Below are 23315 nucleotides of genomic sequence, written 5' to 3'. Positions count from 1 at the left end.
ACGTAGGTTTCCTTAATAGGCATTTTTGTTGATGAAGCCGGACACAATCGTGCGCAGCGCAATTTCCAGGTCGAACCAGATCGACCAGTTCTGGATGTAATACAAATCGTGTTCAATGCGGCGGTTCAGGTCGGTATCGCCGCGCCAGCCGTTCACCTGCGCCCAGCCGGTCATGCCCGCCTTGACCATGTGCTTTTTCATGTAGTTCGGCACCTGGTCCTTGAACACTTCCACGAAGTCGGGGCGTTCAGGGCGCGGGCCCACCAGCGACATGTCGCCTCTCAGCACATTGATCAGCTGCGGCAATTCGTCCAGGCTAGTTTTGCGCAGGAAGCTGCCGAATTTGGTGGCCCGGTTTTCGCCGGCCTTAGCCCAGACCGCGCCGGTTTTGGCTTCAGCATTTACCGGCATGGAACGGAATTTTAAAATGGTGAACTTGCGGTTGTTCCAGCCGACCCGTACCTGACGGTAAAACACCGGTCCCGGCGAACTCATTTTGACGCCCATGGCGAGCAGCAGCATCAACGGGCTGATCAGTGCCAGGATGATGAATGCGCACAGGCGGTCTTCCAGTTCCTTGATATAGCGGTTGACGCCATGCAGGGGCGAGACCGATACATCCAGCGTCGGGATGCCGGCCACCGTGTTCAGGCTCAGGAATTTGCTTTGTTTGAAAGCGAAGCAATCGATGACCAGACGGATGCTGACCGGCAGATGGCGCAGTTCATGTTGCACACGTTCCGCTTGCGATACGCCTTCCAGCGGGAATGAGACCCACACTTCATCGACGCCCTCCCGCGTGACGATGTCAGCCAGATCATTCAGTTCACCAAGGCAGGGCAAGGACTCGTCCGCCGCAATTTGAGCGCCGGATTGATCGTCTATATAACCGATGACCTGCAGGCCCGCCCAGGGGGATTGATTCAACTGGCGGCTGGACGCAACCGCCATCTGGTTCAAGCCGACCATGACGACCCGGCCCTGCGACAGAACATGCGCGCGCATCCAGCGCAACAGACGGGAAAACAGGCTGCGGGCAACCAGGACGTATGCCAGTCCCAGTCCGCCCCAGGTGGCGATCCAGCGATAACTGGAACCGAACCAGAATTGCAGACGAACCAAGGCGACAATGGAAATAACAGTTGCCAGGGCAGAGAACCAGGCTCTGACGATGCGGGCGACTTCGCCGCGCATCACGTCATTGTGCCAGGGCCGGTAAACCTGTCCGATTTCGAAAAAAATGATGGCTCCCAAAATGCCAAGCGCGATGACTATGCGGTGATAGGTATCGATGACGAGCTGTCCGTGCCATAAATAGTAGGCAGTCCAGGCGGCGCAAAACAGCATGGCAATGTCGATAAACCTCAGCAATAAGATCGCCGTATGTCCATATTGCTTGAAGAGTCCGTTGAAGATATTTCCAACACTGGGTGGCATATTCGCTAAACCTCTGTTTTTTATATGCTTGATAATGATCGGCAGCAACCGCGTGTCCCGAAGGTCAACTTGAGACTGGCGGCATAAGCCGACCGCATTGATTTAGCGTAAAGATTACAGAGGCAAGATGAGAGACAACCGAAGAGTTTGATTAAGATTAGATGAAGATTTTATTAATTTTGGATGAGGAAGAGGGAGGAGGGGGCTGGGCCGCCGCGCTAACCCGGATATTAATAGCCTGGCGGGGCATGTTGCCCCGTCAGGGATGTTTGGCGTTGGTCAAATGCGCCATTTGGTCCGAACATCATGGAAATGTTGGGGACGAGGTTGCAAACCTCGTCCCGCTGGGTTTTTTAAACCTGTGGGAGCGACTTTAGCCGCCCATTCAGATAAAAGGCGACTGCCAACAGTAGGAGCTCTAGGCGAAGTCGCCTCCACAGGTGTGAGTAAGTCCTGTCAATGTCAATTTTCGGTCAGCCGTTCATAATCGGCTCGGGTCAGCACATAGACCGGGCTGGCGGAAACGGGAATGCCTGCGTTTCCGGACGCATCGACCTGAAGCGCCTGGACATGGCCTACCACGTCGACGAGCACCCAGGATTTGCCCGAATCCAGCCGCATCGGCCAATTGCCGGTCGCCTCATCCGTTCGCCAGATCATCAAGGTCGGGCCGAAGTAGGCCGCCTGAAGGTTGGCGTCTTGAGTATCGAAAGCCTTATAGGGCAGGCCGTCTATCAGGGCGCTCGCAGTATACAAGGCCGCTTCCCCTGGCTTGTGTCCCATGGAATAGTCCCAGAGCCGGCCGTAAGCCAGGTCGTATTCATGCGCTATGCAGAACGCCAGCCCCAGGTAGTCGCTGCGGCTGTTGACCCAGGCAATTATTTTCGCGGCCTGTTCCGCCTGCCAGCGCCGTCCCGTGAAACCGTGCATCGCCTTGGCGCCGGTCTCGCCCAGCCAGAACGGCAGGCTGTTTTTCTTGCCCAGGCTGGCGTAAGCGGCCAGCACGCCCCGCTCATCTTCGCTGTCGCCATTGCCGATAGGGCCGCCGAAACGGGGCGGTTTTTGCGGATAGGCGTGCACGTCCCAGGCATCCTGATAATGATCTAGGCCGAGCTTCAGTACGTCTTTGAACCACTGGCCCGAGCCGTTGCCGTTCATATCGCCCGGCCGGACCAGGCTGCCGCCGACGTAATGGGCGTCACTGCGCGCCTTGTGCACCTGTTCGTATTCCCATTTGGCCCGCTGCACCCAGTGCTCGGGATTGCGCAGTTTCTGCCATTCAGCTTCCGGGCGGATGTCGATCTCGTTGGTCGCTTTGAAAAATCGCGTAAACGGCGCTGCGGCGCTGATGAATTTCTGGCCGTCTTTGGTATTGTCGTTGAGCCAGGAACTGTCGCCCGAGGAATCGGCGAACAGCACCAGACCGCGTTTCTTGGCCTGCTCCCACTTGGCGCGGTACTGAGGATCGAAGCCCGGGTAAGTGCCATAGCTTTTATAGATGCCCATCCGCTCCAGCCAATTGAAATAACCGTCTGCCTGCCCAAAGCTCTTATCGCCGTCGGCCAGGGCGTAATAGTCGTTGTTCCACAGCTTTTTGCTGTCCAATCGCTGCTTTTGCCCGGCATTTCCGCCCACGACCGTAAAGCCGTCGGCGGGATAGGCCATGATCAACCGACCTTCGGGCGTATACAGGACAGGGTAAACTGCGTAATAGCCGGTTTCCGGCGCTTTGCCGAAATCGACTTCGGCTTTGCCGGGGAACAGCCCCGCTATGTCTTTCGTCGCGATTTCGCTGCCGCTGTAATCGACCAGGCGCAGGCGCAGCTTGGCCTGAAACCGCGGCAGCGGCGCCTGCAGTTTGGGTTCCTCCAGGATAGGATGCCAGCGCATATCCACGCGCAGTTTGAGCGGGTCGCCCGGATGAGGCAGATTGGCAGGAGCATCTACGGAGATCAGCGGGCGCAGTTTGGTAGCCACGCTGTTTAGTGCGGGATCGACGGCGGGATCGGTCAGCTGCGTTTTGATCGAATTCAGCGGTCGGCCGGACGAATCGGTAAATTTGCCGGTAAAGGAGAAACGCTGGCCCTGGTCGTGCTGCATCACCAGTTTGACCAGCAGACTGTGCCAGCCCGGCGAAAGGTTCAGTATTGCGACCTGCGGCGCTTCGGGGCGCTCGGATAAAGCGGTCGCCACTAGTCCTTCCGTGGTCAAGCCTTTGAGCAGGTTTTTTACCGTTTCGCCGACTGACGAGAAACCGGACGGAGGGTTAGAGTCGTTGGTTAGTTTGACAGGTTGCCCATCCAGCCAGCCCGCGGTCCGGATGCCGGATTGTTTCAGATGCAGCAGGGCCTGCATGGCCTGATCGACATGCAGATAGAGCTGCGCATAGCCGCTGCCTCGCGACCAGCCGTAGGAATGCCGGGTGCTGGGCTCGATGATCGCGGTGCCGTCGGATTCCGTGGCGGCAGCCTGCCATGTCCGCATTTCCCCGCCCATCATTTGCAGGCTCAGGTAAGGCTGATCGGGATTAGGGCGCAGGACGGCCTCACTATCCAGCCCGTATACCGAAACGCCTGCCAGGCCATCCTGCAGGCCGCCGACCAGCCACGCTTCGGGTAGACCGCCATGAAGCGGCTTGGGTTCAGCCTTGCTGGCTACAGCAGGCTTGGGCATCGTGCCGGCTTTAACCGGGTCGGCAAGGAATTTCGCGGCTTCTGCTTCGCTTTGGGGCTGCGCCAGAACGCCCAGAATAGTGTAATGATCATCGGTCATTACTGCCGCTGGCAGTGCCGGCAGGTTCAAATTTTGGGCCAGGGATTCGGCTTCCGGTCCGACCAGATAAGAAACTGAGAATTTTTCATAATTAGGCCGTGCAGCATCGGCAGCCAGGCCGCGAAACAGGATCTCATCTTTTTCGCCTTTGCCGTCGAGCACATAGAGATGCTGTTTGGCAGCAGACGCTGTTTTGGTCAGCGCCAGAAAGCGGTTTCTGGCCTGGGCCTGCTCAGGGTTCATCCAGTCCCCAAGCGGCGCTTCCAGCTTGAGCAGGAAAGCGTCGAAGACTTTGGCGCCATCCGCCTTGCCGGCATTGTTGATTTCCAGCCAGCGGTCGCCGGGCAATACGGTAACAGTCGACGGCGATTGCAGCCACTGGTATTCCCAGGGCGAGGTGTTAGTCAGATCGAAGCTGCCGCGTGCAGCCAATTCTTCCTGTTTTGCACCGGCCTTGACTGTGAAATTCTGGGTCACCTGGGAGACTTCCCCGCCGCTTTTGTAACGGGCGAAAACTTGATACTGTCCGGGCGTGATCGCCGGATTGAGTTCAAAGCGAAAATTGGCACCCCAGTCGCCGAAGCCCTGATGGAATATCTGAACCTCGTCCTTTTCAGTCAGCAGCGATCCGGCGCCGGGGCCGGGCGTGGCAGTGCCGAGCTGGACTTGCACTGCAGGGTCTTTTTCCGCCGATGCGCTTGGCGTCTTGCCTAAATCCAGAAGCACCAGCGGCCTGTCCGCTGTGCCGCTTGCGGGCAGGGGAGGCGAGAGCAGGAAGGCGTCGAAGACCTTGGCGTCATGCCCGGCGCCATTATCCCGCACCTCGATGACGGCATCATCCGCCTTGAGAGTTATGGGCGACTCCGCGGCTATCCAGGCATAGTCCCAACCCTTGGGCTTCATGGACAGTACGGCGCGCTGTTCCAGTCTGGACTGGTTCGGCCCGGCCCAGACTTCAAAAGACTGTACGCAGACATCGGGTTCGCCGCCCTGCCGCCAGCGCGCCCAGAAAGTATAGGGCTTGGCAGGTGCGCCGGGTTTTATCTTGAAGCGGAAGTTGACCTGCCATGTGCCGAAGCCGGGGTGCAGCGAGGTGATTTCATCTTTGTCCGTTTGAATCGAAGCGTCGCCCTCATGACCGGAAACCTCGCCTCTGTAGACCTGCACGGCCTTGTTGTCGGCGCCGGCCGGCTCGCTGCCCAGATCAAGCAGAAGCGCAGGGTTCTCGGCCGTGCCCGTTATCGATAATCCCGCGAGCCCGGCGGCGCCGGCATTGGATAACCCGGCCGACACAACCAGCATTGCCTGTATTATAAGAGGGAATATTTTCAATGAATTCATGAGGTTAAATGTTTTTTGGCGGGTAAGGCTTGATGCGGCACAAATGAAGCAAAAATTAATCTTGATCGATTAAGCCAATATTAAAGGTTAAATCCTAAGATGAGCTTAAAATTTCACGGAGCCTGGTAAATAAATGTATCATAGTGACCCTATCCGAATCAGGGTTGTATAGAATACTTGGATTTTCAATGCCGGGAACAGGCTTTCGTGCCGCTCTGGTATCTCAAATGGATTATCGGAAAGCAAGGTTACTTTTGACGATCCAACACAACAATCAATGAAAGATTTCAGTTCCTCTTTTATTCAAAAAAACTTCAAAAAACCGGATTTCTCCATCCTATGGAGCGGGTTTGCATCGGTTTGTGCGCGGATGAAATTCAGAAACATCCTGTCGTTAAAATCCCTGATCGTTCTGGGTTTTGTCGTTGCGGTCATTCCTCTTTTCCTGGATGTGATGTATGCGGCTTACGCCATGCGCGACACGGCGACATTGGGCCGGACCATCAATTTCCAGGTCTTCGAGCAGACCAAGACCATCCGTCAGGTTCTGCAGAAAGCTTCCGACATCGAGCGCAAAGCCAGACTGTTCGTTCTGCTGTCGGACCCGTCTCTGCGCCAGCCTTATGAGCAGCAATCGTATGAAAATGCGCGGGCATCGTTCAAGCAGGGCCTGAATGAATTGCTGAAACTGCATGTGGATAACAAAATCGCCCTGCTGGTCAACGAACTGTCGGAAAAGGAAAATCTGATTTATCAACAGATCATGGGCGCGGCGGATGAGAATAATCCCGAATTGCCGATCGACGAGGCTTTCCAGGGCTTGCGCGAAGCCTCCAATACCCTTTCGCGCGAATTCGAAAAACATGTCGATCATGAATTCAATGAATTGCGCCAGCAGTCCGAATCCCTTGAACAGGCTCTCTTGGTCAAAGGGGCTGTCTTGCTGCTGATTTCAGTTGTCTTCATCGTGATGCTGCTGGTCGTGCTCTCGCGTTCGATGCGGCAGCTCGATGCCTCCATTCGCCGCCTGGGGTCCGGAAATCTCGCAGAACCCATCCTGGTGACAGGCCCTTCGGATTTGCGCTATCTCGGCAATCGCCTCGAATGGCTGCGCACGCATTTGATGGAACTGGAGGTTTCAAAGCAACAGTTCATGCACAACGTCGCCCGCGAGATCGAGGCGCCGCTGGAGAGCATCCGCGAGGGCGCGCAACGGCTTGCCGACGAGGCGGATGGCGAATCGGACAGGGCGCGGCAGGAGATCGCGCTGGCGCTGTGCGCCAACAGCGAAAAGCTGAAAACCGTGTCCGAGGAACTGGTCCGCTACAGCCAGATCAACTCGATGCCGGAAATGAAGCTCAAGAATACCGTCAATATGAAAAACTTGCTGGAATCCGTCATCGAGGATTTTCAACCTCTGCTGCAGGAAAAAGCCATCGCGCTGAAGAAGCTGGTCAGGCCGGTCGAGATTTCCGGCGTCCATGAGCAATTGCGGGGCATTATCGAACAACTGCTTGACAATGCCTTGAAATATTCGCCTATAGACGGCGAAATACGCATCATGCTGCGCGATGCGGGCACGCAAATGGAATTGGAAATCGAAGATGAAGGGCCCGGCATCGATCCTGATGAACGTCCGCATGTCTTCGAACCCTTTTATCGCGGCAAGGCTGCTCAAAACGGCGACTACGCCCAAGGCCCCGGACTCGGGCTGGCTATGGTCAAGGAATATGTCGCCAACCACCAGGGCAAGGTCGATATCATTGACGCAAGAGAAGATCAACAGGGGGCCCGCATCCGGGTTCAAATACCGTTAACCGGAGAGGCCTGAGAAAACTATGCTGTTACAACCTATACGATTTATATGCCTGGCGTCAGTCTTGCTGATGACGGGATGCGCCCAGTTCAATTCCGGTTTCGGAGGCGGGTTTTCAAACAATTACAGCGATCCCTATGCCCGTTCCGATTATGAAGAACTGCTTACTTTCGGCGACAACATGGCCCACATGTCGGCCTCATCGCGCGCCGACGTGTGCCGGACATTAGTGAGACGCCAGAAAGGATCGCGCGATCCCGGCGTTCAGCTGCACCTTATGGTGGGCCGCCTGCTTTCCGATTCCTGCGGTTCGATTTCTAAAGTGTTGAGAGGGGTGGAGACGGTTCCCCTGACCGACTCGCGTCTGCAGAGATTTGTTTCCATTAATACGGAAGCCTTAAAACGCATGAACAGTGGATCGAGAAGGTCGTCCGTATCGGTGGACAGCAGACCGAAAAAAGCCCAAACCGTGTATGAACCGAATGATTCAAAAGGATCAAGGAAAGATGAAAACCGGCTGTTGCGGGAAAAGCTGGAAGCCATCAGGTCCATGGAAAAGCAAATGGACGAGAGCGAGAGCGCCGACGAAAATTAGTCAGTATGTTTCGCTTTCGATTGGCGGCAGTTATCGCCGTCTCGTTTGGTTTTGTCCTGTTTCTGGGGCTTGTGCTCCATTGGGGTTCCGACCGGGTTGAATTGTATTTCCAGCGCAGCCAGGCCGCGTACGAGACTTTCGATCATTACGAGCAACTGTCCCAGAAAGCCTATCGCCACTTCAAGCAGCGCATGGACCGGCTGGTGGCGGATACGCCAGTGGCAGGCGCCGGCGTGGAGTCATCCAAACAGCATCTCTACGAGGCGATGGAGGTGCTCAGGAACACGGCGATAAACCCCCAGACTGCGGAGAATTCTGAGGATTGGCAGGACAAACCGGGTGAGCTGGAAAGGGTTGCCCGTTTCACCGCTTTCCTGGAAGCCAGCGAATATCGGTTCGATGAAGTTGAAAAACTGCGCCAGCAAGGCAAGCGCGATATGGCGGTACTGGCGCTGTCGAAATTTTCCGAAGAGGAAATCGACGGAAAATTCCAGCCTTTGATCGATGCCGCCATCAACGCCGAGCGGGAAAAGGCTGGACAAGCCAGGGAAGAACTGGAAGGGTTGGTTGCCCAGTCGCGCTGGATCGCCATTCTGGCTTCAGCGAGCGCGGCGCTGTTCAGCCTCATGTCCGGCGTGCTGCTCTTTCGCGGAGTTAGAAAGCCTATCGAAGCCTTGATGAAAGGCACCGATGAAATAGCCTCCGGCAATTTGTTTCATCGCATTGCCCTCGATACGCGTGACGAATTCGGCTATCTGGCCGCCCACTTCAATGAAATGGCCCAGAAGCTGGAGGTTCAGCAGGAAAAGCTGCAGGAGGGGCGCGCCGTGCTGGAGAGAAAGGTGGCGGAGCGTACCTTCGAACTTCATCAATTGAATGAAGAATTGAAGCGCATGGATGTTCAGCGGTGCGAGTTTTTGGCCGATATCAGCCATGAACTGCGCACGCCGATTACCGTCATTCGCGGCGAGGCGGAAGTGACGCTGATGGAAGACGAACTGGATACCGAGGAGTATAAGGACGCTTTGCAGCGCATCCTCGAACTGTCCATGCAATTGGGCAAATACGTCAACGATCTGTTGTTTCTTGCCCGCGCCGAATCCGCCAATATGCAATTTGAATGGGACAGGCTGGACCTGGCTGAACTGGTGGCCAGCACTGTCGAGGATTTCCAGGTCATGGCCCAGGAAAACTCGATTTCAGTTTCTCTGGATGCGCCGGCCGAACCGGTGTGGGTGCACTGCGACAAACAGCGGCTTCGGCAGGTGCTGTTCATTCTGGGCGACAATGCCTGCCGGTATTCCAATCCGGGAGGGCACATCGCGGTCGAATTATTCACGGACGGCGATGAGGCATGCCTCAGCCTCAGCGATCAGGGCATCGGCATACCGTCACAGGATCTGGAGCGTATTTTCGACCGCAACTTCCGCAGCAAAAACGCGCTTCATATGCGGGCAGACGGCACCGGCCTGGGCCTGCCCATGGCCAAGTCGATCGTTAAGGCGCACGGCGGACGGATTACCGTAACCAGCGCCGAAAATTCAGGCTCGAAATTCACGATAACGCTGCCGCTGATTTCGGCAGAACAGGACACTGTTGCATGAACGAAAAATACTTTAAACCCGATAGCCCGTCAGGCGCCGGCTACATGCGTGTGCTGCTGGTGGAAGACGATGAGCGTATTGCCGATTTTGTCCGGCGAGGGCTGAAGGCCGAAGGCTTTTCCGTTGAAGTGGCCCGCAGCGGGAAGGAGGCCATTCCGCTGGGCACCGAGGGGCAATTTCAGGTCATCATCCTGGACCGGGGCCTGCCCGATCTTAACGGCCTGGAAATTTGCGAGCGCCTGCGCGGCAATGGCGTCGACACGCCGATTCTGATGCTGACGGCCAGGGATACGGTGCAGGACAAGGTGGCCGGTCTGCGCTCCGGCGCCGATGACTATATGACCAAGCCTTTCGCATTTGAGGAACTGCTGGCGCGCATCGAAGTACTGATGCGCCGCCGCGGCGTCGAGGTCAAGCCGGAAAGCAAGGAATTGCACATAGCCGATCTGGTCCTGAATATTGAAACCCATGAAGTCAGGCGCGGCGATGCTTTAATTGATCTGACGCCCAAGGAATTTGCCCTGCTCGAATGTTTCATGCGCATGCCGGGCAAGATGCTGAGCCGAACCCGCATTCTGGAACAGGTATGGGGCTACAGCGCCGATCCGTTGACCAATGTGGTGGATGTGTACATTCGCCAGTTGCGGCGCAAAATCGATGATGACTATGAGCTGAAGCTTCTCAAGACCGTGCGTGGGTTCGGCTATAAAATGGATGCTTCCTGAGCGTTGCTGCAATGATGTGAAGATCGTTAAAGTCTTTATTCTATATTCCCGCGCCTGATCCGACATAAAGGCGAGATAATTGCTCTCATGTATTGGCGAATGTCCAAGTGTGCGTTTCCGCACCGACACTGCCTGATTTTACGGCCAATATTCCGGTTCAAATGCTCCATAAAGGAGGTTAGCGATGAAAGACTCCGTTGATACTTCAGACAGGGTGCGATCCCATACCTTACCAACCATTAATCGTCACATAGACCGAGAGATCGAGGCTAGGGTTCGTCGGTATGTGGCTCGAAGCAGAGAAGACATTACGCGCCGCATATGGGAGCTTGACCGCGAATGGGATATAGAACGCGTGCTGGAAACCAATGCTTCAGCTTTAGCTTTTACCGGCCTTTTCCTCGGCAGAAAATACGACAGGCGCTGGTTCTGGCTTCCCACTATTGTGTTGCCGTTTTTATTTCAGCATGCCGTCCAGGGCTGGTGCCCTCCAGTCCCGATTTTGCGCCGGTTGGGCGTTCGCACTCGCAAGGAAATCGACCGGGAGAAATACGCCTTGAAGATTTTGCGGGGCGACTTTGAAAAGAGCCATATCGGCGATCGCGCCGAGGCGGCTTTAACTGCGGTAAGAATGTAATCGCAATTTCAAGGCCATGCCGGTGCAATTATAGGCACACCGGCATGGCATAGAGTTTATGGCCGATCCGCTTCTTTTTGTTTTTCCAGCAGATAGTCCAGCCAAAGATTGGTCAACTTCTCCTGTACCGAATTTTGCCGCAGCCGTTCATGCAGATGCGTAAAGTCCACACGGTCCAGTTCCTGATCCTGGTTATAGCAGGAATAGACGAAGTATTCTTCGCCTGTTGTCGGATCCGTGTGCTTGCACAGGCATTGCGCGCAAACGCCTTTCATCATGCATTGCATCGGCGAGTTGATGGAGCCGATGGCTACGTGCGCTTTCAGGTACGGTTGCAGTACGCCGAAGCGGGCTTCCTTGACGGCCGCCATCATGCGGTCCGAGCCGATTACAACCATATGGTCGACCTCGGACAGACTGATGGGCTGGTCGCCCAGCTTGCCGCCGGCATAGGCGAGCATGGCTTCCAGAATATTGCCGATAAAGGTTTTATCCTGCGGACGTGACGGTACGATAGGTTCTTCAACATCAGGCGTTTTGTCGACGGACCAGATGATGATGTCCGAGGCCGCTTCGATATCCTCGACTTTGAAAACATCATGCTTGTTTTTGTAGCCGGCAAAATAAATGACGCGATTACCTGCCGCCCGCAGCGCTTTGCCGATAGAGAACAAGACGGCATTGCCCAGGCCCCCTCCTAGCAGCAGCACGGTTTCGCCATGCGGGATTTCCGTCGGCGTGCCCGTAACGCCCATGACGATGAGCGGATCGCCGATATTCCAGTTGGCGCACAGGCGCGTGGAGGCGCCCATTTCCAGTGCGATCAGCGAGATCGTGCCTTTTTCCTTATCGACTTCGGCGCCGGTCAGGGCGATGCCTTCAGCCGCCAGCACCGTATCTTCAACGGCCGGCGCCAGGGCTTCATAGTTCTGCACCCGGTAGAACTGGCCCGGCCGGAACCGCCGAGCCTGCATCGGTGCCTTGACGACGACTTCGATAATGTTCGGCGTCAGCCGGTTGATGGCGACTATGGTGGCTGTTAGGGCTTCATCGAGAGCCGTAAAAAAGGCCTGAAGCGCTGCATCGCGTTGCGGCTGCTGGGCCGGGTCCAGGTTGGCCAGTTCTTTCTCGAACAGCTTGACGATGTAAGGATAACCGTCTCTGGCGCTGGCCATGGCTTTGACGACATTGCCGGCATAGACCGGATGGTTGTCGCCGCCGAAACTGATGAATTTATCGCCTTTCCGGTAGGAAGTCAGCGGCGCCGGCTTGCCCAGTTTCGGCGCGGCTTTGTCAGCCATAGGCACCAGTTCCAGGCCGCCGTCCAGCCATTCAGGCTGATAGCGTTGGAAAAACTGCCGGTCCATCTCGAAAGTGCCGGGATGCTCGCTTTGGTAAATCGTATTAGGCGAGGTGCCGGCGGCGATATAAAGGTTGCGCAGCGGCACGGTCACGTCGTTTCCCGAGATGACCCAGCTGCCGTCATCGTCCTGAACCATTTTCTCAAACTGTACCGCTTTCAGATGGCCATGCTCATCGGCCAGCGCCTGCATGGGGCTCATGCCTTCGGCCAGGGCAATGCCTTCAGTGAGCGCTGAGGCAATTTCCTCGTGATTTTGCCGATAGGCCGGGGAATCCTTGATGCCTCTGCGGTAGAACAGGGTAACGCCGCCCCATTTTTCAAGCAGCGGATGGAAGTTCGGTTTCTCGCCGGCCGCTTCGGCGCGCTGGCGTTCGGCCCGTATTTCCTCGCCATGGGCCAGAAACTCATCAAGGATTTTGATTTCTTCCTCATCATAACGGATGCGCACGGTTTTCTCGCCGAACACCTGCACCAGTTTTTCATAGCGCGTCAGTATTTTTTCAACCTGTACCGGATAATAGGCCAAAAGTTCGGTGCAGGTGTCGATCGCGGTCAGGCCGCCGCCGATGACGCCGGCCGGCAGGCGCACGTGCAGGTTGGCCAGCGATGAGGCTTTCGCCGCGCCGGTCAGCTGCAGCGCCATCAGGAAATCGGAGGCTTTGCGGATGCCGCGGATCAGGTTGTTTTTCAGGTTAATGACGGTCGGCTTGCCGGCGCCGGTGGCGATGCTGATATGGTCGAAGCCCATGTTCCAGGCATCGTCGATAGTCAGCGTGCCGCCGAAGCGAACGCCGCCGTAGGCGCGGAAGTTCCGGTTCCGCAGCAGGTTGATATAGATGACTTTCAGGAAGTTCTTGTCCCAGCGCACCGTGATGCCGTATTCGGCCACGCCGCCGAAGCCGGCCAGCCTGCGTTTGTCCAGTTGTTCGTAGAGTTCGCTGAAATCCCGGATCGGGTCGGGCGGCGCATCGGCATCGCCGACCAATTCGACGGGCAACGGCTCCAGCTTCAAGGCATCGATGGCCGCAACGCCGAAACCTTCATTCAGCAAGTAATGGCTCATGGTGTAGCCGGCCGGCCCCAGTCCCACGACCAGCGCGTTTTTGCCGTTATAGGGCAGGGCATAAGGGCGTTTGACGTTCAGCGGGTTCCAGCGCGTCAGCAGGCTGTAAATTTCAAAGCCGTAGGGCATGAACAGCACGTTGGTCAGGACATTGGTTTCGATCTGCGGAATATTGACAGGGTCGGTCTTTTGAAAGATGCAGCCCTTCATGCAGTCGTTGCAGATGCGATGGCCGGTGCCGGGGCACATGGGATTGTCGATGATGATGATGGCCAGCGCGCCGATATTGTCGCCCTGGCGCTTGACCACATGCATCTCGGAGATTTTTTCATCGAGCGGGCAGCCGGTGATGATGACATCCAGTGGGTTGGTCTTATAAGTATGGGTCTTCTTGTTGCGCATGCCTTTGGAGCAGGAATCCGTGTCGCGCTCGTGGCAATAGATGCAATGGTCGACTTCGTACAGTACCTGTCTTTCGTTGAAGCGCGGATCGGTCAGCGCAAAGCCGTCGCGCCGTTTGCGTAATTGCTTGGGCCCCACCCATGCTTTGTAGAGTCCGCGATCGGCGATTTCATGTTCGACGAGATCGTCAAAGTCCTGTTTGCCGGGTGTTTTGAAGCTGAGCCAATCGTTGACTGTCCGGCTGATTTGTTCGTCGTGGAGCGCTGAAAAGCTCCAGCGTTGAACGATGTCCAGCAGACGGCTTACGAATTCTGGCGCATCCTGCAGCGCCAGAATGTCGGCAAAGGCGACAGCCGCTGACCCATGCGCGCTCAGATTCCGGCGTAGCGCCTCTACCGCCTGATCGGTATTTTCGTAGCCGCTGTCTTGGCCTTTGGCGATCAGCGCGTAATGTTTGGCTAGTCGTGCCAGTTCGGAGCCGGCACGGGCTACACGGTGCTCGGCATCGGTGTTCGTTTCCGGGAATCCCGCCTCGATCAGCAGGTCAAAACGGCTTGTTACGGCGGAGATATCCCACTGGCTGACGTCCTGGCCTTTAAACAGGGCATCGAGCTTGTCGACGACTTCGTGTTTATAGGCATAGACCGTATCGAATTCGTCCTTGATTTTGAGGGTTTGAGCTTGATGCTGCCCGGTTACATTGAACAGTTTGGCGACGAACTGGCCGACATAAGGCCCCATGCGCACAAGCAGATCGGAGATTTCCGTCGGCTCCAGGTCTTCGCCCTGGCTCAGCCGATAGTCTTGAAAGGCCCTGAACAGTTCAGGGTTTTGCTGTTCGACCGTCGTGTCGAATACGTCCAGCAGGTCTTTCAGGCGCGTGGCGTCATAGAGATCCGCGTAGTGAAAGCCGGGGATTCCCAGCTTAAAGGTGTTCTGTGCCATACTTTCTTTACTCCGATCAGCTCAAAAATCTGTTCAGGGCTCTTGATAATTAAGAGGCTATGCAGGCGGCATTTTCTCCCTAAGCTTCAAAAATCGCTGATAGCGCTTCATTGAAATTTCGCCGTTTTCGGCCGCCGCCCGCACGGCGCAGCCTTTGTCATTGACATGCCGGCAGTCGTTGAACTGGCAGCTGTCAATCAACGGTTGGAACTCCCTGTATCCGTAAGCCAGTTGCTGTTCGTTAAGACCTGCCAGTCCGAAAATGGCTACGCCGGGGCTGTCGATCAGATCACCGCCCTGATCCATGTGATACAGCGTCGCGGCCGTGGTCGTGTGACGCCCGTGTTTGGTCGTTGCCGAAATGGTATTGGTTTTGAGTTCCTTATCCGGGATCAGGGTATTCGTTAAAGATGATTTGCCGACGCCTGATTGGCCCGCAAAGATGCTAACCTGGTCTTTTAACGCCTGTTTCAGTTCTTCCAAACCTTCGTGTCCCGGAATTCTGGTGCTGACCCGGTATAACGGGTAGCCCAGTTTCTGGTAATCCGGCAACTCCTGTTCGATAGTGTCCGATTGCCCCAGATCGATCTTGTTGAACACTAAAGCGGCGTTGATATTATGGTTTTCACAGACAGCGAGGTATTGATCGATCAGTAGAAAATCGCAGTAAGGCTCGATGGCGAAGACTACGAAGACGGTGTCGATATTGGCGGCCACCGGGCGGACTTTGTCGTTTCTGGACGGACGGGCCAGTAATGAGCGCCTGGGCAGAACTTCTTCTATACGGCCCTGATCGGGAGCAGATTGCATCCATAAAACCTTATCGCCGACAGCGACGGTATCGAGCCGCCGGCGGGTCTGGCACAGGTAGATTTTGCCGTCGGTTTCGACGGCAATGCCCTGGCCTAAGTGGGAGAGGACCAAGCCTTCAAGCAGTTCAGCCATTATGCGCTCTGCATTTTGGATTCCAGGTGGGCGATACGGATAGCCGCCGGCGGATGGCTGTAGTGGAAGGCCGAGTAGAGCGGGTCCGGCGTCAACGTGCTGGCGTTTTCCTCGTACAGCTTGACCAGTCCGCTGATCATTTTGCTGGCCTGAGCGTTTTTCGAGGCGAAATCGTCGGCTTCAAATTCAAACTTGCGTTGAAAGTACGCCATGACCGGTTGCATGAAAAACGTAAAGACAGGCGAAACCAGCGTGAACAACAATAAGGCTGCGGCATTGGACGGTTGTTGTACGCCGAGTCCGGTATAGAACCATTGCTCATTGATCAGCCAGCCAAGAATAGCCAGGCTGATCAAGCTCATGAGCGAGGTGGCGATCAGCATTTTAATGACATGCTTGCATTTAAAATGTCCCAATTCATGAGCCAGCACGGCTTCCAGTTCTTCATCTTCTAGTGAATTGACCAGCGTATCAAAGAACACGATGCGCTTGTTATTGCCAAGGCCTGTAAAGTAGGCGTTGCCATGGCCTGAGCGCTTCGAGCCGTCCATGATGAAGATGCCCTGGCTGTTGAAACCGCAGCGGGCCAGCAATCCCTGGATCCGGTCTTTCAGCGCGCCTTCCTGCATGGGCGTGAATTTGTTGAACAGCGGCGCGATGACGGTAGGGTAAAGCCAGCTCATCAGCAATGAGAAACTGATCAAAACTACCCACGTCCATAGCCACCAAAGGGAGCCGATGCTGTCCATGATCCACAAAATCAGGGCCAGCAAAGGCAGGCCGATAGCGGCAGATAAAGCCAGTTGCAGAAACTGGTCTTTGATGAACTGTTTGGGAGTGCTTTTGTTAAAACCGAATTTTTCTTCAATGACGAATGTCTGATAAATGCTGGTCGGGAGATCAATCAGATGCATGACCAGAAAAAGAGTGGCTATGGCTCCGATGCCGGCTATTCGCGGCGACAAGTCAAAAGAGGCCCATAATTCAAAAGCGGCATTGATGCCGCCGCCCACCGTCAGAAGCAGCAAGACGATTACTCCGATAATGCTGTCGATATCGCCGAGTTTTCCTTTTGCGATGGTATAGTCGGCCGCTTTTTGATGGGCCTCCAGAGAGACGCTGTTTTTGAACGCTTCAGGCACGGCGTTGCGATGACTTTTAACATAAGCGGCCTGGCGTTTGGACAGCCAGAATTGAACCGAGTAGGAAATAATCAATGCGATTATGAAGATAATGGTAAAAGTATTCATGGGTTTGAAGCAAAAGTTTAAGAATTAGGCATACAAGATAGCCAATGCTACAATTTACCGCAACCTTATTAATATTATGGAAACAATAATATGGCGCAGGACTCACAGAATCTCATCTGGATAGATCTGGAAATGACCGGATTAAATCCTGATACTGATTTAATCATTGAGATTGCCACGGTCATTACCGATAAAGATTTGAATATCCTGGCTCAAGGGCCTGTGCTGGCGGTCTATCAATCCGATGCAGCGCTGACGGCTATGGATGACTGGAATCAGAAATACCACGGGCAGTCGGGCTTGATTGATAGAGTCAGAGCTTCAACCATTGATGATGCCGAAGCCGAACGGCTGACTCTGGAGTTTATCAAGGAATGGGTGCCCGAAAACAAATCACCTATCTGCGGCAACAGTATTTGCCAGGACCGGCGTTTTCTTTATCGGTATATGCCTAAACTGGAAGCCTACTTCCATTACCGCAATCTGGATGTGTCAACGCTGAAGGAACTGGTTGCCCGTTGGGCGCCGGAATTGAGAAGCGGCTTTAGCAAGAAAGCTACACACATGGCTTTAAGCGATATTATCGAATCGATTGAAGAGCTGCGTTATTATCGGGATCATTTCATTGCCTATAAGGGCACAGGTAGCGCCTGAGTCAACATGAATCAATTGATCGCTGTGGCATTGGGCGGCTCGCTTGGCTCGGTGCTGCGCTTTTTAGTTTCAACGGGAACTTATCAATGGCTAGGGAGAGGATTCCCTTATGGCACGTTAGCCGTAAATGTGATCGGCTCGTTTTTAATAGGCTTGCTGGCTGAAGCCCTTATTCTGCAACGTATCGCCTTTGCCTTGGAATATCGGGCCGGAATTCTGGTGGGTATCATGGGCGGCTTTACGACGTTTTCGAGTTTCTCGCTGGAAACGATCTATTTGATCGAACAGGGCAGTTTCGCTAAAGCCGCACTGAATATTTTGATCAGCATTGCTGCGTGTCTGCTGGCTGTCTGGCTGGGACTGCTTTCCGGCCGATCGTTATTTCTTTACTCGGGCGGCGCCATACAATGGCCGGGCGGATTATTTCCTTACGCCCTGGTTATCGTGAATGCCATCGGCGCTTTTTTAATAGGTATTGTAGCAACTATTTTATTGCAGAAAGCGTCGCTATCGATGGAGTATCGGGCTGCGATTATGATAGTTATCGTGGGTCTTTACTTAACCTTATCCGGTTTATATTTAATTTTATATATGATCGAGCATGGTTATTCATTTGAAAACCATTTGAATTTAATGCTCGGCATTTTTGCCGGCAACGGTTTAATCAGTATCTTGGTGCTCTGGACGGGCTTATGGGTGGGCAGACAGATATGACTACAACTGAAATCACAATTGCCAGAGTTTATACCATGGAAGGGCGCGATCATCTTAATCGGATCCTGGATATTCTGCATAACGAGGAGAAGATCAAGGGCCTCACAGTGATTCGCGGTATTGCCGGAGCGGGCGCGTCAGGTGAGATCCATACTTCATCGCTGCTTGATCTGTCATTGGAATTGCCGTTGATCATCGAGTTTTACGATGAGCCTTTAAAAGTCGAAAAAGCCATCCATGAACTTCAGTCAAGGCTGAATCTCAAACATATCGTTAGTTGGCCCGCAACGGCACATATTCATTCAATTTCTTAATTTTAGAAGGTAACTACACCGTCATGTTAGATCCCCATTTATTTAGAGCTGATCTTGATTTTGTAAAAGAACAATTAAACAGACGTTCATTCAGTTTTGATTCGGAGTTCTACACCGCGCTGGAAGCCAGACGCAAAGACATACAAGTTAAAACCCAGGAATTGCAGAACGAGCGCAACAGCCGGTCCAAAGCGATTGGGCAGGCCAAGGCCAAAGGCGAAGACATTCAGCCTCTTCTGGATCAGGTTCAGCATTTGGGCGATCAATTGAAAGAGGCGGAAACGGAATTGTCCGAAGTCCAGGCGCAAATGGCTGCCTTGATGGAGGGTATTCCCAATATACTCGATGTCAGCGTGCCGGAGGGCAAAAGCGAAGACGATAACGTTGAAATCAGCCGCTGGGGCGACATTCCCGCATTCGATTTCGAGCCCAAGGATCACGTCGATCTGGGAGCGAAGAGGGGCATGGATTTCGAGTTGGGCGCCAAAATTGCCAGCGCCCGGTTTGTGGTTTTGAGCGGTCCATTGGCAAGACTGCAGCGCGCAATTATTCAGTTGATGCTGGATACTCATACGCTGGAGCATGGTTACAGCGAGACCTATGTGCCGTTTCTGGTCAATGCGGATAGTCTGCGCGGTACCGGCCAGTTGCCGAAGTTTGAGGCCGATTTGTTTAAGGTCGAAAATGACACGCCTTTCTATCTGATTCCGACTGCTGAAGTGCCGGTCACGAACATGGTCAGAGACGTTATCGTCGACGCCAAGGACATGCCGCTGAAGTTCGTATCCCATACGCCCTGCTTCCGCAGCGAAGCCGGTGCATACGGGCGGGATGTGCGCGGCATGATCCGTCAGCATCAGTTTGAAAAAGTCGAGCTGGTGCAGATCGTCAAGCCTGAAGATTCCGCCAAAGCGCATGAAGAACTGACCGAGCATGCCGAAAATATCCTGAAAAAACTGAAACTGCCTTACCGCAAGGTGTTGCTGTGCGCCGGTGATACCGGCTTCTCCTCAGCAAAAACCTACGATCTCGAAGTCTGGCTGCCGGGGCAGGGCGCCTATCGCGAAATATCTTCCTGCAGTAATTTCAAGGATTTTCAGGCCCGTCGCCTGCAGGCACGCTGGCGCAATCCGGAAACCGGCAAACCTGAACTGGTGCATACTTTGAATGGCTCAGGCTTGGCGGCCGGCAGAACCTTGATCGCGATTATGGAAAATTATCAGGACGGCCAGGGACGCATTCGCATTCCCGATGTGTTGCTGCCTTATATGGGCGGGCTGGAGATTATTGAGTAATTGAATATCAATGTATTCATTAAGTAAGTTGGCAGATTATGAAATCTGCCGGCTATTTTATTAATCGAAATAAAAGCGCGACAATATTCGATTTTGTGCTTAACGGAATAAACATACAGTTCCACATAATATTTTTTTAAATGAATTATATAATAATGCAAGTGACAAATTTGGTAACAAAATGACAAATTTCGTAACACATTTTCCTTAAAAAAAATGCGAGCCGGTTAACGCTTTGTTAAGTTTTAAGCGTATATACTTATACCCAATATGTATCATGGTGATACGTATATTTGGGAGATAATAATGAAAAAATTTGGTTTAAGTTCTTTGGTTGCCGGCTTATTGGCGGCTAACGCAGCGGTAGCTGCTCCTACTGTAGTAGAGGGCGGGGCCGTTTTTACAGCGGCTAATGGTTCATTGACTGTCCGACTGGTTGATGCAGTTGATCCGCTCAAGCTGGTTCTGCCATCAGACGCTTCGTGTCCAGCAACTACTCCAGTACCCAATGCAACTGATGTCGTTGTTAAAGACGGCACAGCATTTGTTACTACAAGCACTGGAGCTGTGGCTACAGTTGATGTCAGCTCGTGCGTATCAAGCTATTGCGATGCCGAGCCGGTTGTTAACTTGAATGATGGGCATAAAGGAGAGTTATTCATTCCTTGCTTAGATGTCAACGGTAAAAGATATGATATTACAATGGAACAGCGTGGCAGTTCCATGAATTGGGAAGTCGTTGGATTCCCTGATTCAGAACATCATCATGGTACTGACGATGATCATGCTGATGACAATCACAAACATTAATTTGTAAACAATCATTCAAGAGGCCGAGGATGTAGAGTTGCATCCTCGGTTTTATTTTTTAAATTCATGAGCGACAAGCGCCGCTATGCTTGTGAAACTTGCAGAACTTTAACTTGGTTCCCGCTTGATTTACTCAAAGTTAACCCCTTTTTGTCTGCCTTTCTTATATTCAATTCATAGCTGTGCTTCCAACAGTGTATTTGATGTATTAAATCGGATGAGCTGATTGTACCTGGGCATTAGCCCCGGCTTTTAGGAACGCCGCCCCGTCATCATCGACTTCAATTGCGACCGGTACGGCAGCATTTTAGTAAAATGCTACAGATAAATTTACTTATATCGCCAGGAATGTCGATGCTATCAACTGTTATGTCGTAATTGCAGTTCGCAACATTCCATAACTTGCCTAATTTTTATTTTTTCTCTCTGATTATGCTGAGTGGAAATATTGATATTTCTATTTACTATCAATTAGTTAAAAATGCAGATCATTGACTTTTCATAAATGAATAATTCATCTTTATAATATGACGTGAAATAATACAAATGGTTTATTAACTATGGGGTTGGAAATGATTAGAGTATTGGTTTTATCAGTGCTGTTAGCGTCAAGTAGTGCCATACAAGCAGTCGAAAGCGATATCCAACAAATGGCGGAGCAGGGTGACGCTTTAGCTCAGGCTAAATTGGGCGCGATGTACATATTGGGACGGGATGGCGTAGACAAAGATGAACAGAAAGCGGCCGAGTGGATGCTGAAAGCCGCAAAGCAGGGGCTTATTGAAGCGGAAGTGGTTATGGCGGCGCTATATGACAGAGGAATGGGGGTGCCGCAAAATGTTGATACGGCAACGCAATGGTATGAAAAAGCCGCTGTCAAAGGTCATGGTGCCTCGCTTGCACTTCTGGGAAGGAATGAGACGGCTAAAGGCAGCGTTGCCTTTAATTACAAAACGGCCCGCTTAACTGCAGCCAGGCAAATTCCAGCAGAATATGCGAAAAAAATTTTACTGAAGAAATAAATATCAAATGAGTATCAAAACACGATTTGCCCCGAGTCCAACGGGCTACTTGCATATAGGCGGCGCTCGTACCGCCTTGTTTTCCTGGCTTTATGCGCGCAAGCATGGAGGGAGGTTTATCTTAAGGATCGAGGATACCGATCTGGAGCGTTCAACACAGGAATCGGTGAATGCCATTCTGGAAGGTATGACCTGGCTGGGGCTAGAGTACGATGAGGGACCTTTTTATCAAACTCATCGCTTCGATCGCTATAAAGAAGTTATTCAACAATTGCTGGATCAAGGCGATGCCTACTATTGCTACTGTAGCAAAGAAGAACTCGAGCAGTTGCGCGCCGAGCAAATGGCTAACAAGCAAAAGCCGCGCTATAACGGCAAATGCCGGGATTCTGCCGTGCCCCACGGCGAGGGGATGCCGGTCGTTCGTTTCAAGAATCCGACTGACGGGGTTGTTACCATTCCTGATCTGGTTAAAGGTGAAATTGTCGTCGCCAATAAAGAACTCGATGATTTGATTATTGCCAGGGCGGATGGTACGCCAACTTACAATTTGACCGTTGTGGTTGACGATATGGATATGGGGGTGACGCATGTTATTCGCGGCGATGATCATATAAACAATACGCCTCGGCAGATGAATATCCTGAAAGCATTGGGCGCTGAACTGCCGAAATATGCCCATCTGCCTATGATATTGGGTTCGGATGGCGCTAGGTTGTCAAAGCGGCATGGCGCCGTCAGTGTCATGCAATACCGTGATGATGGCTATCTGCCGGATGCGCTGCTTAATTATCTGGTCAGGCTGGGTTGGTCTCATGGTGATCAGGAAGTCTTTTCCCTGGATGAAATGGTTGAGTATTTCAAACTGGAAAATGTCAACGTATCGGCTTCCACATTCAATCCTGAAAAGCTGTTATGGCTGAACCATCAGTATATTATGAACAGTGATCCAGCTCATGTTGCACGTCATTTAAGCTGGCATATGGGCGAACTGGGCATTGATCCTTCGGAAGGCCCGGATCTGATTGATATCGTAAAAGCGCAAAGGGAACGAAGCAAAACATTGGTTGAAATGGCGGCAGCAAGTGTTTACTTCTATAAAGACTTCGATGCCTATGACGAGAAAGCGGCTAAAAAGAATTTCACGGCAGGGACGGAAGAAGTGTTGGCCCGATTGCATGATGAATTTTCCGCAATCGCCGAATGGGAAGGCGATAAATTACATCAGATCGTCGTCAACCTTGCCGAAGAGATGGAACTCAATTTGGGGAAAGTGGCGCAGCCCTTACGTGTCGCTGTTTCCGGGACTTCTGTTTCACCGGCGATCGATGTGACTTTATCGCTTCTTGGCCAAGAAAAAACCCTGTCTCGGATACTGCGAGCGATAAATTATATAAAAGCTCAAAATAATAGTGGACAAAGCTGAAAAAACCTGTAAAATGGCGGTTCTTAACTAAGGGGCCATAGCTCAATTGGGAGAGCGCAACACTGGCAGTGTTGAGGTCGGCGGTTCGATCCCGCCTGGCTCCACCAAGAAGCCAAAGGCTGACTAAACCCGTTTTAGTCCCCATCGTCTAGTGGCCTAGGACACCGCCCTTTCACGGCGGTAAC

At 53.0% G+C, this 23315-nt stretch carries 17 protein-coding genes and 1 tRNA gene; 13 read left to right on the top strand and 5 right to left on the bottom strand.

The window, feature by feature from the left end:
* Positions 1-12 precede the first annotated feature (12 nt).
* Together IT781_RS10795 and IT781_RS10790 are read right to left on the bottom strand one after the other, a co-directional pair.
* On the bottom strand, positions 13-1437 hold the full coding sequence (locus IT781_RS10795; protein ID WP_194970165.1) for an undecaprenyl-phosphate glucose phosphotransferase: 1425 nt from the start codon (positions 1435-1437) through the stop codon (positions 13-15).
* Between the two features lie 462 nt (positions 1438-1899).
* Positions 1900-5550 (bottom strand): hypothetical protein, encoded by a 3651-nt coding sequence (locus IT781_RS10790; protein ID WP_194970164.1) that lies wholly within the window; start codon positions 5548-5550, stop codon positions 1900-1902.
* Between the two features lie 370 nt (positions 5551-5920).
* Between IT781_RS10790 and IT781_RS10785 the strand changes: the two genes are divergently transcribed.
* From IT781_RS10785 to IT781_RS10765, 5 genes are all read left to right on the top strand, one after another.
* The gene (locus IT781_RS10785; RefSeq protein ID WP_194970163.1) at positions 5921-7381 is read left to right on the top strand and encodes an ATP-binding protein; all 1461 of its coding nucleotides are present in this window, start codon (positions 5921-5923) and stop codon (positions 7379-7381) included.
* 7 nt (positions 7382-7388) lie between these two features.
* Entirely contained in the window at positions 7389-7961 is a 573-nt protein-coding gene (locus IT781_RS10780) for a hypothetical protein (protein ID WP_194970162.1), read from the top strand.
* A gap of 5 nt (positions 7962-7966) precedes the next feature.
* Positions 7967-9565, top strand: a complete 1599-nt coding sequence (locus IT781_RS10775) for a HAMP domain-containing sensor histidine kinase (RefSeq protein WP_194970161.1) — start codon at positions 7967-7969, stop codon at positions 9563-9565.
* Complete coding sequence (locus tag IT781_RS10770) at positions 9562-10290, top strand: response regulator transcription factor (RefSeq protein ID WP_228779074.1); 729 nt, start codon at positions 9562-9564, stop codon at positions 10288-10290. Before IT781_RS10775 ends, IT781_RS10770 begins: the two co-directional genes overlap by 4 nt.
* A 184-nt stretch (positions 10291-10474) precedes the next feature.
* A complete protein-coding gene (locus IT781_RS10765; protein ID WP_194970160.1) occupies positions 10475-10927 on the top strand; it encodes a hypothetical protein in 453 nt (150 codons plus the stop codon).
* Positions 10928-10983: 56 nt separating this feature from the next.
* Here the strand turns inward: IT781_RS10765 and IT781_RS10760 are convergent, their stop codons facing one another.
* Genes IT781_RS10760 through IT781_RS10750 form a run of 3 tightly spaced genes read right to left on the bottom strand, consistent with a single transcriptional unit; the run spans position 10984 to position 16895 of the window.
* On the bottom strand, positions 10984-14700 hold the full coding sequence (locus IT781_RS10760) for an FAD-dependent oxidoreductase (RefSeq protein WP_194970159.1): 3717 nt from the start codon (positions 14698-14700) through the stop codon (positions 10984-10986).
* Between the two features lie 57 nt (positions 14701-14757).
* The gene (gene rsgA / locus IT781_RS10755) at positions 14758-15645 is read right to left on the bottom strand and encodes a ribosome small subunit-dependent GTPase A (RefSeq protein WP_194970158.1); all 888 of its coding nucleotides are present in this window, start codon (positions 15643-15645) and stop codon (positions 14758-14760) included.
* Positions 15645-16895, bottom strand: coding sequence for a M48 family metallopeptidase (locus IT781_RS10750; protein ID WP_194970157.1), 1251 nt, complete (start codon positions 16893-16895; stop codon positions 15645-15647). Before IT781_RS10750 ends, rsgA begins: the two co-directional genes overlap by 1 nt.
* Positions 16896-16985: 90 nt before the next feature.
* Between IT781_RS10750 and orn the strand changes: the two genes are divergently transcribed.
* From orn to IT781_RS10710, 8 genes are all read left to right on the top strand, one after another.
* On the top strand, positions 16986-17549 hold the full coding sequence (gene orn, locus IT781_RS10745) for an oligoribonuclease (protein WP_194970156.1): 564 nt from the start codon (positions 16986-16988) through the stop codon (positions 17547-17549).
* A 6-nt stretch (positions 17550-17555) separates the two neighbouring features.
* On the top strand, positions 17556-18263 hold the full coding sequence (crcB, locus tag IT781_RS10740) for a fluoride efflux transporter CrcB (RefSeq protein ID WP_194970155.1): 708 nt from the start codon (positions 17556-17558) through the stop codon (positions 18261-18263).
* Positions 18260-18577 (top strand): DUF190 domain-containing protein, encoded by a 318-nt coding sequence (locus IT781_RS10735; protein ID WP_194970154.1) that lies wholly within the window; start codon positions 18260-18262, stop codon positions 18575-18577. The genes crcB and IT781_RS10735 overlap by 4 nt, the downstream gene beginning before the upstream one ends.
* A 23-nt stretch (positions 18578-18600) precedes the next feature.
* Positions 18601-19872: a serine--tRNA ligase gene (gene serS / locus IT781_RS10730; RefSeq protein ID WP_194970153.1), complete on the top strand. Its 1272-nt coding sequence runs from the start codon at positions 18601-18603 to the stop codon at positions 19870-19872.
* 306 nt (positions 19873-20178) lie between these two features.
* Positions 20179-20682, top strand: a complete 504-nt coding sequence (locus tag IT781_RS10725) for a hypothetical protein (RefSeq protein WP_194970152.1) — start codon at positions 20179-20181, stop codon at positions 20680-20682.
* A gap of 572 nt (positions 20683-21254) precedes the next feature.
* Entirely contained in the window at positions 21255-21704 is a 450-nt protein-coding gene (locus tag IT781_RS10720) for a tetratricopeptide repeat protein (protein WP_194970151.1), read from the top strand.
* Positions 21705-21711: 7 nt separating this feature from the next.
* Positions 21712-23130 (top strand): glutamate--tRNA ligase, encoded by a 1419-nt coding sequence (gene gltX / locus IT781_RS10715; RefSeq protein WP_194970150.1) that lies wholly within the window; start codon positions 21712-21714, stop codon positions 23128-23130.
* A gap of 31 nt (positions 23131-23161) precedes the next feature.
* Positions 23162-23237 (top strand) — tRNA-Ala (locus IT781_RS10710).
* Positions 23238-23315: the final 78 nt, after the last annotated feature.

This window comes from Methylobacter sp. BlB1 (assembly GCF_015476545.1).
GTDB lineage: Bacteria > Pseudomonadota > Gammaproteobacteria > Methylococcales > Methylomonadaceae > Methylobacter.
The sequence above is the reverse complement of the archived record's forward strand: the minus strand, read 5'-3'. Positions and strand labels throughout refer to the sequence as shown.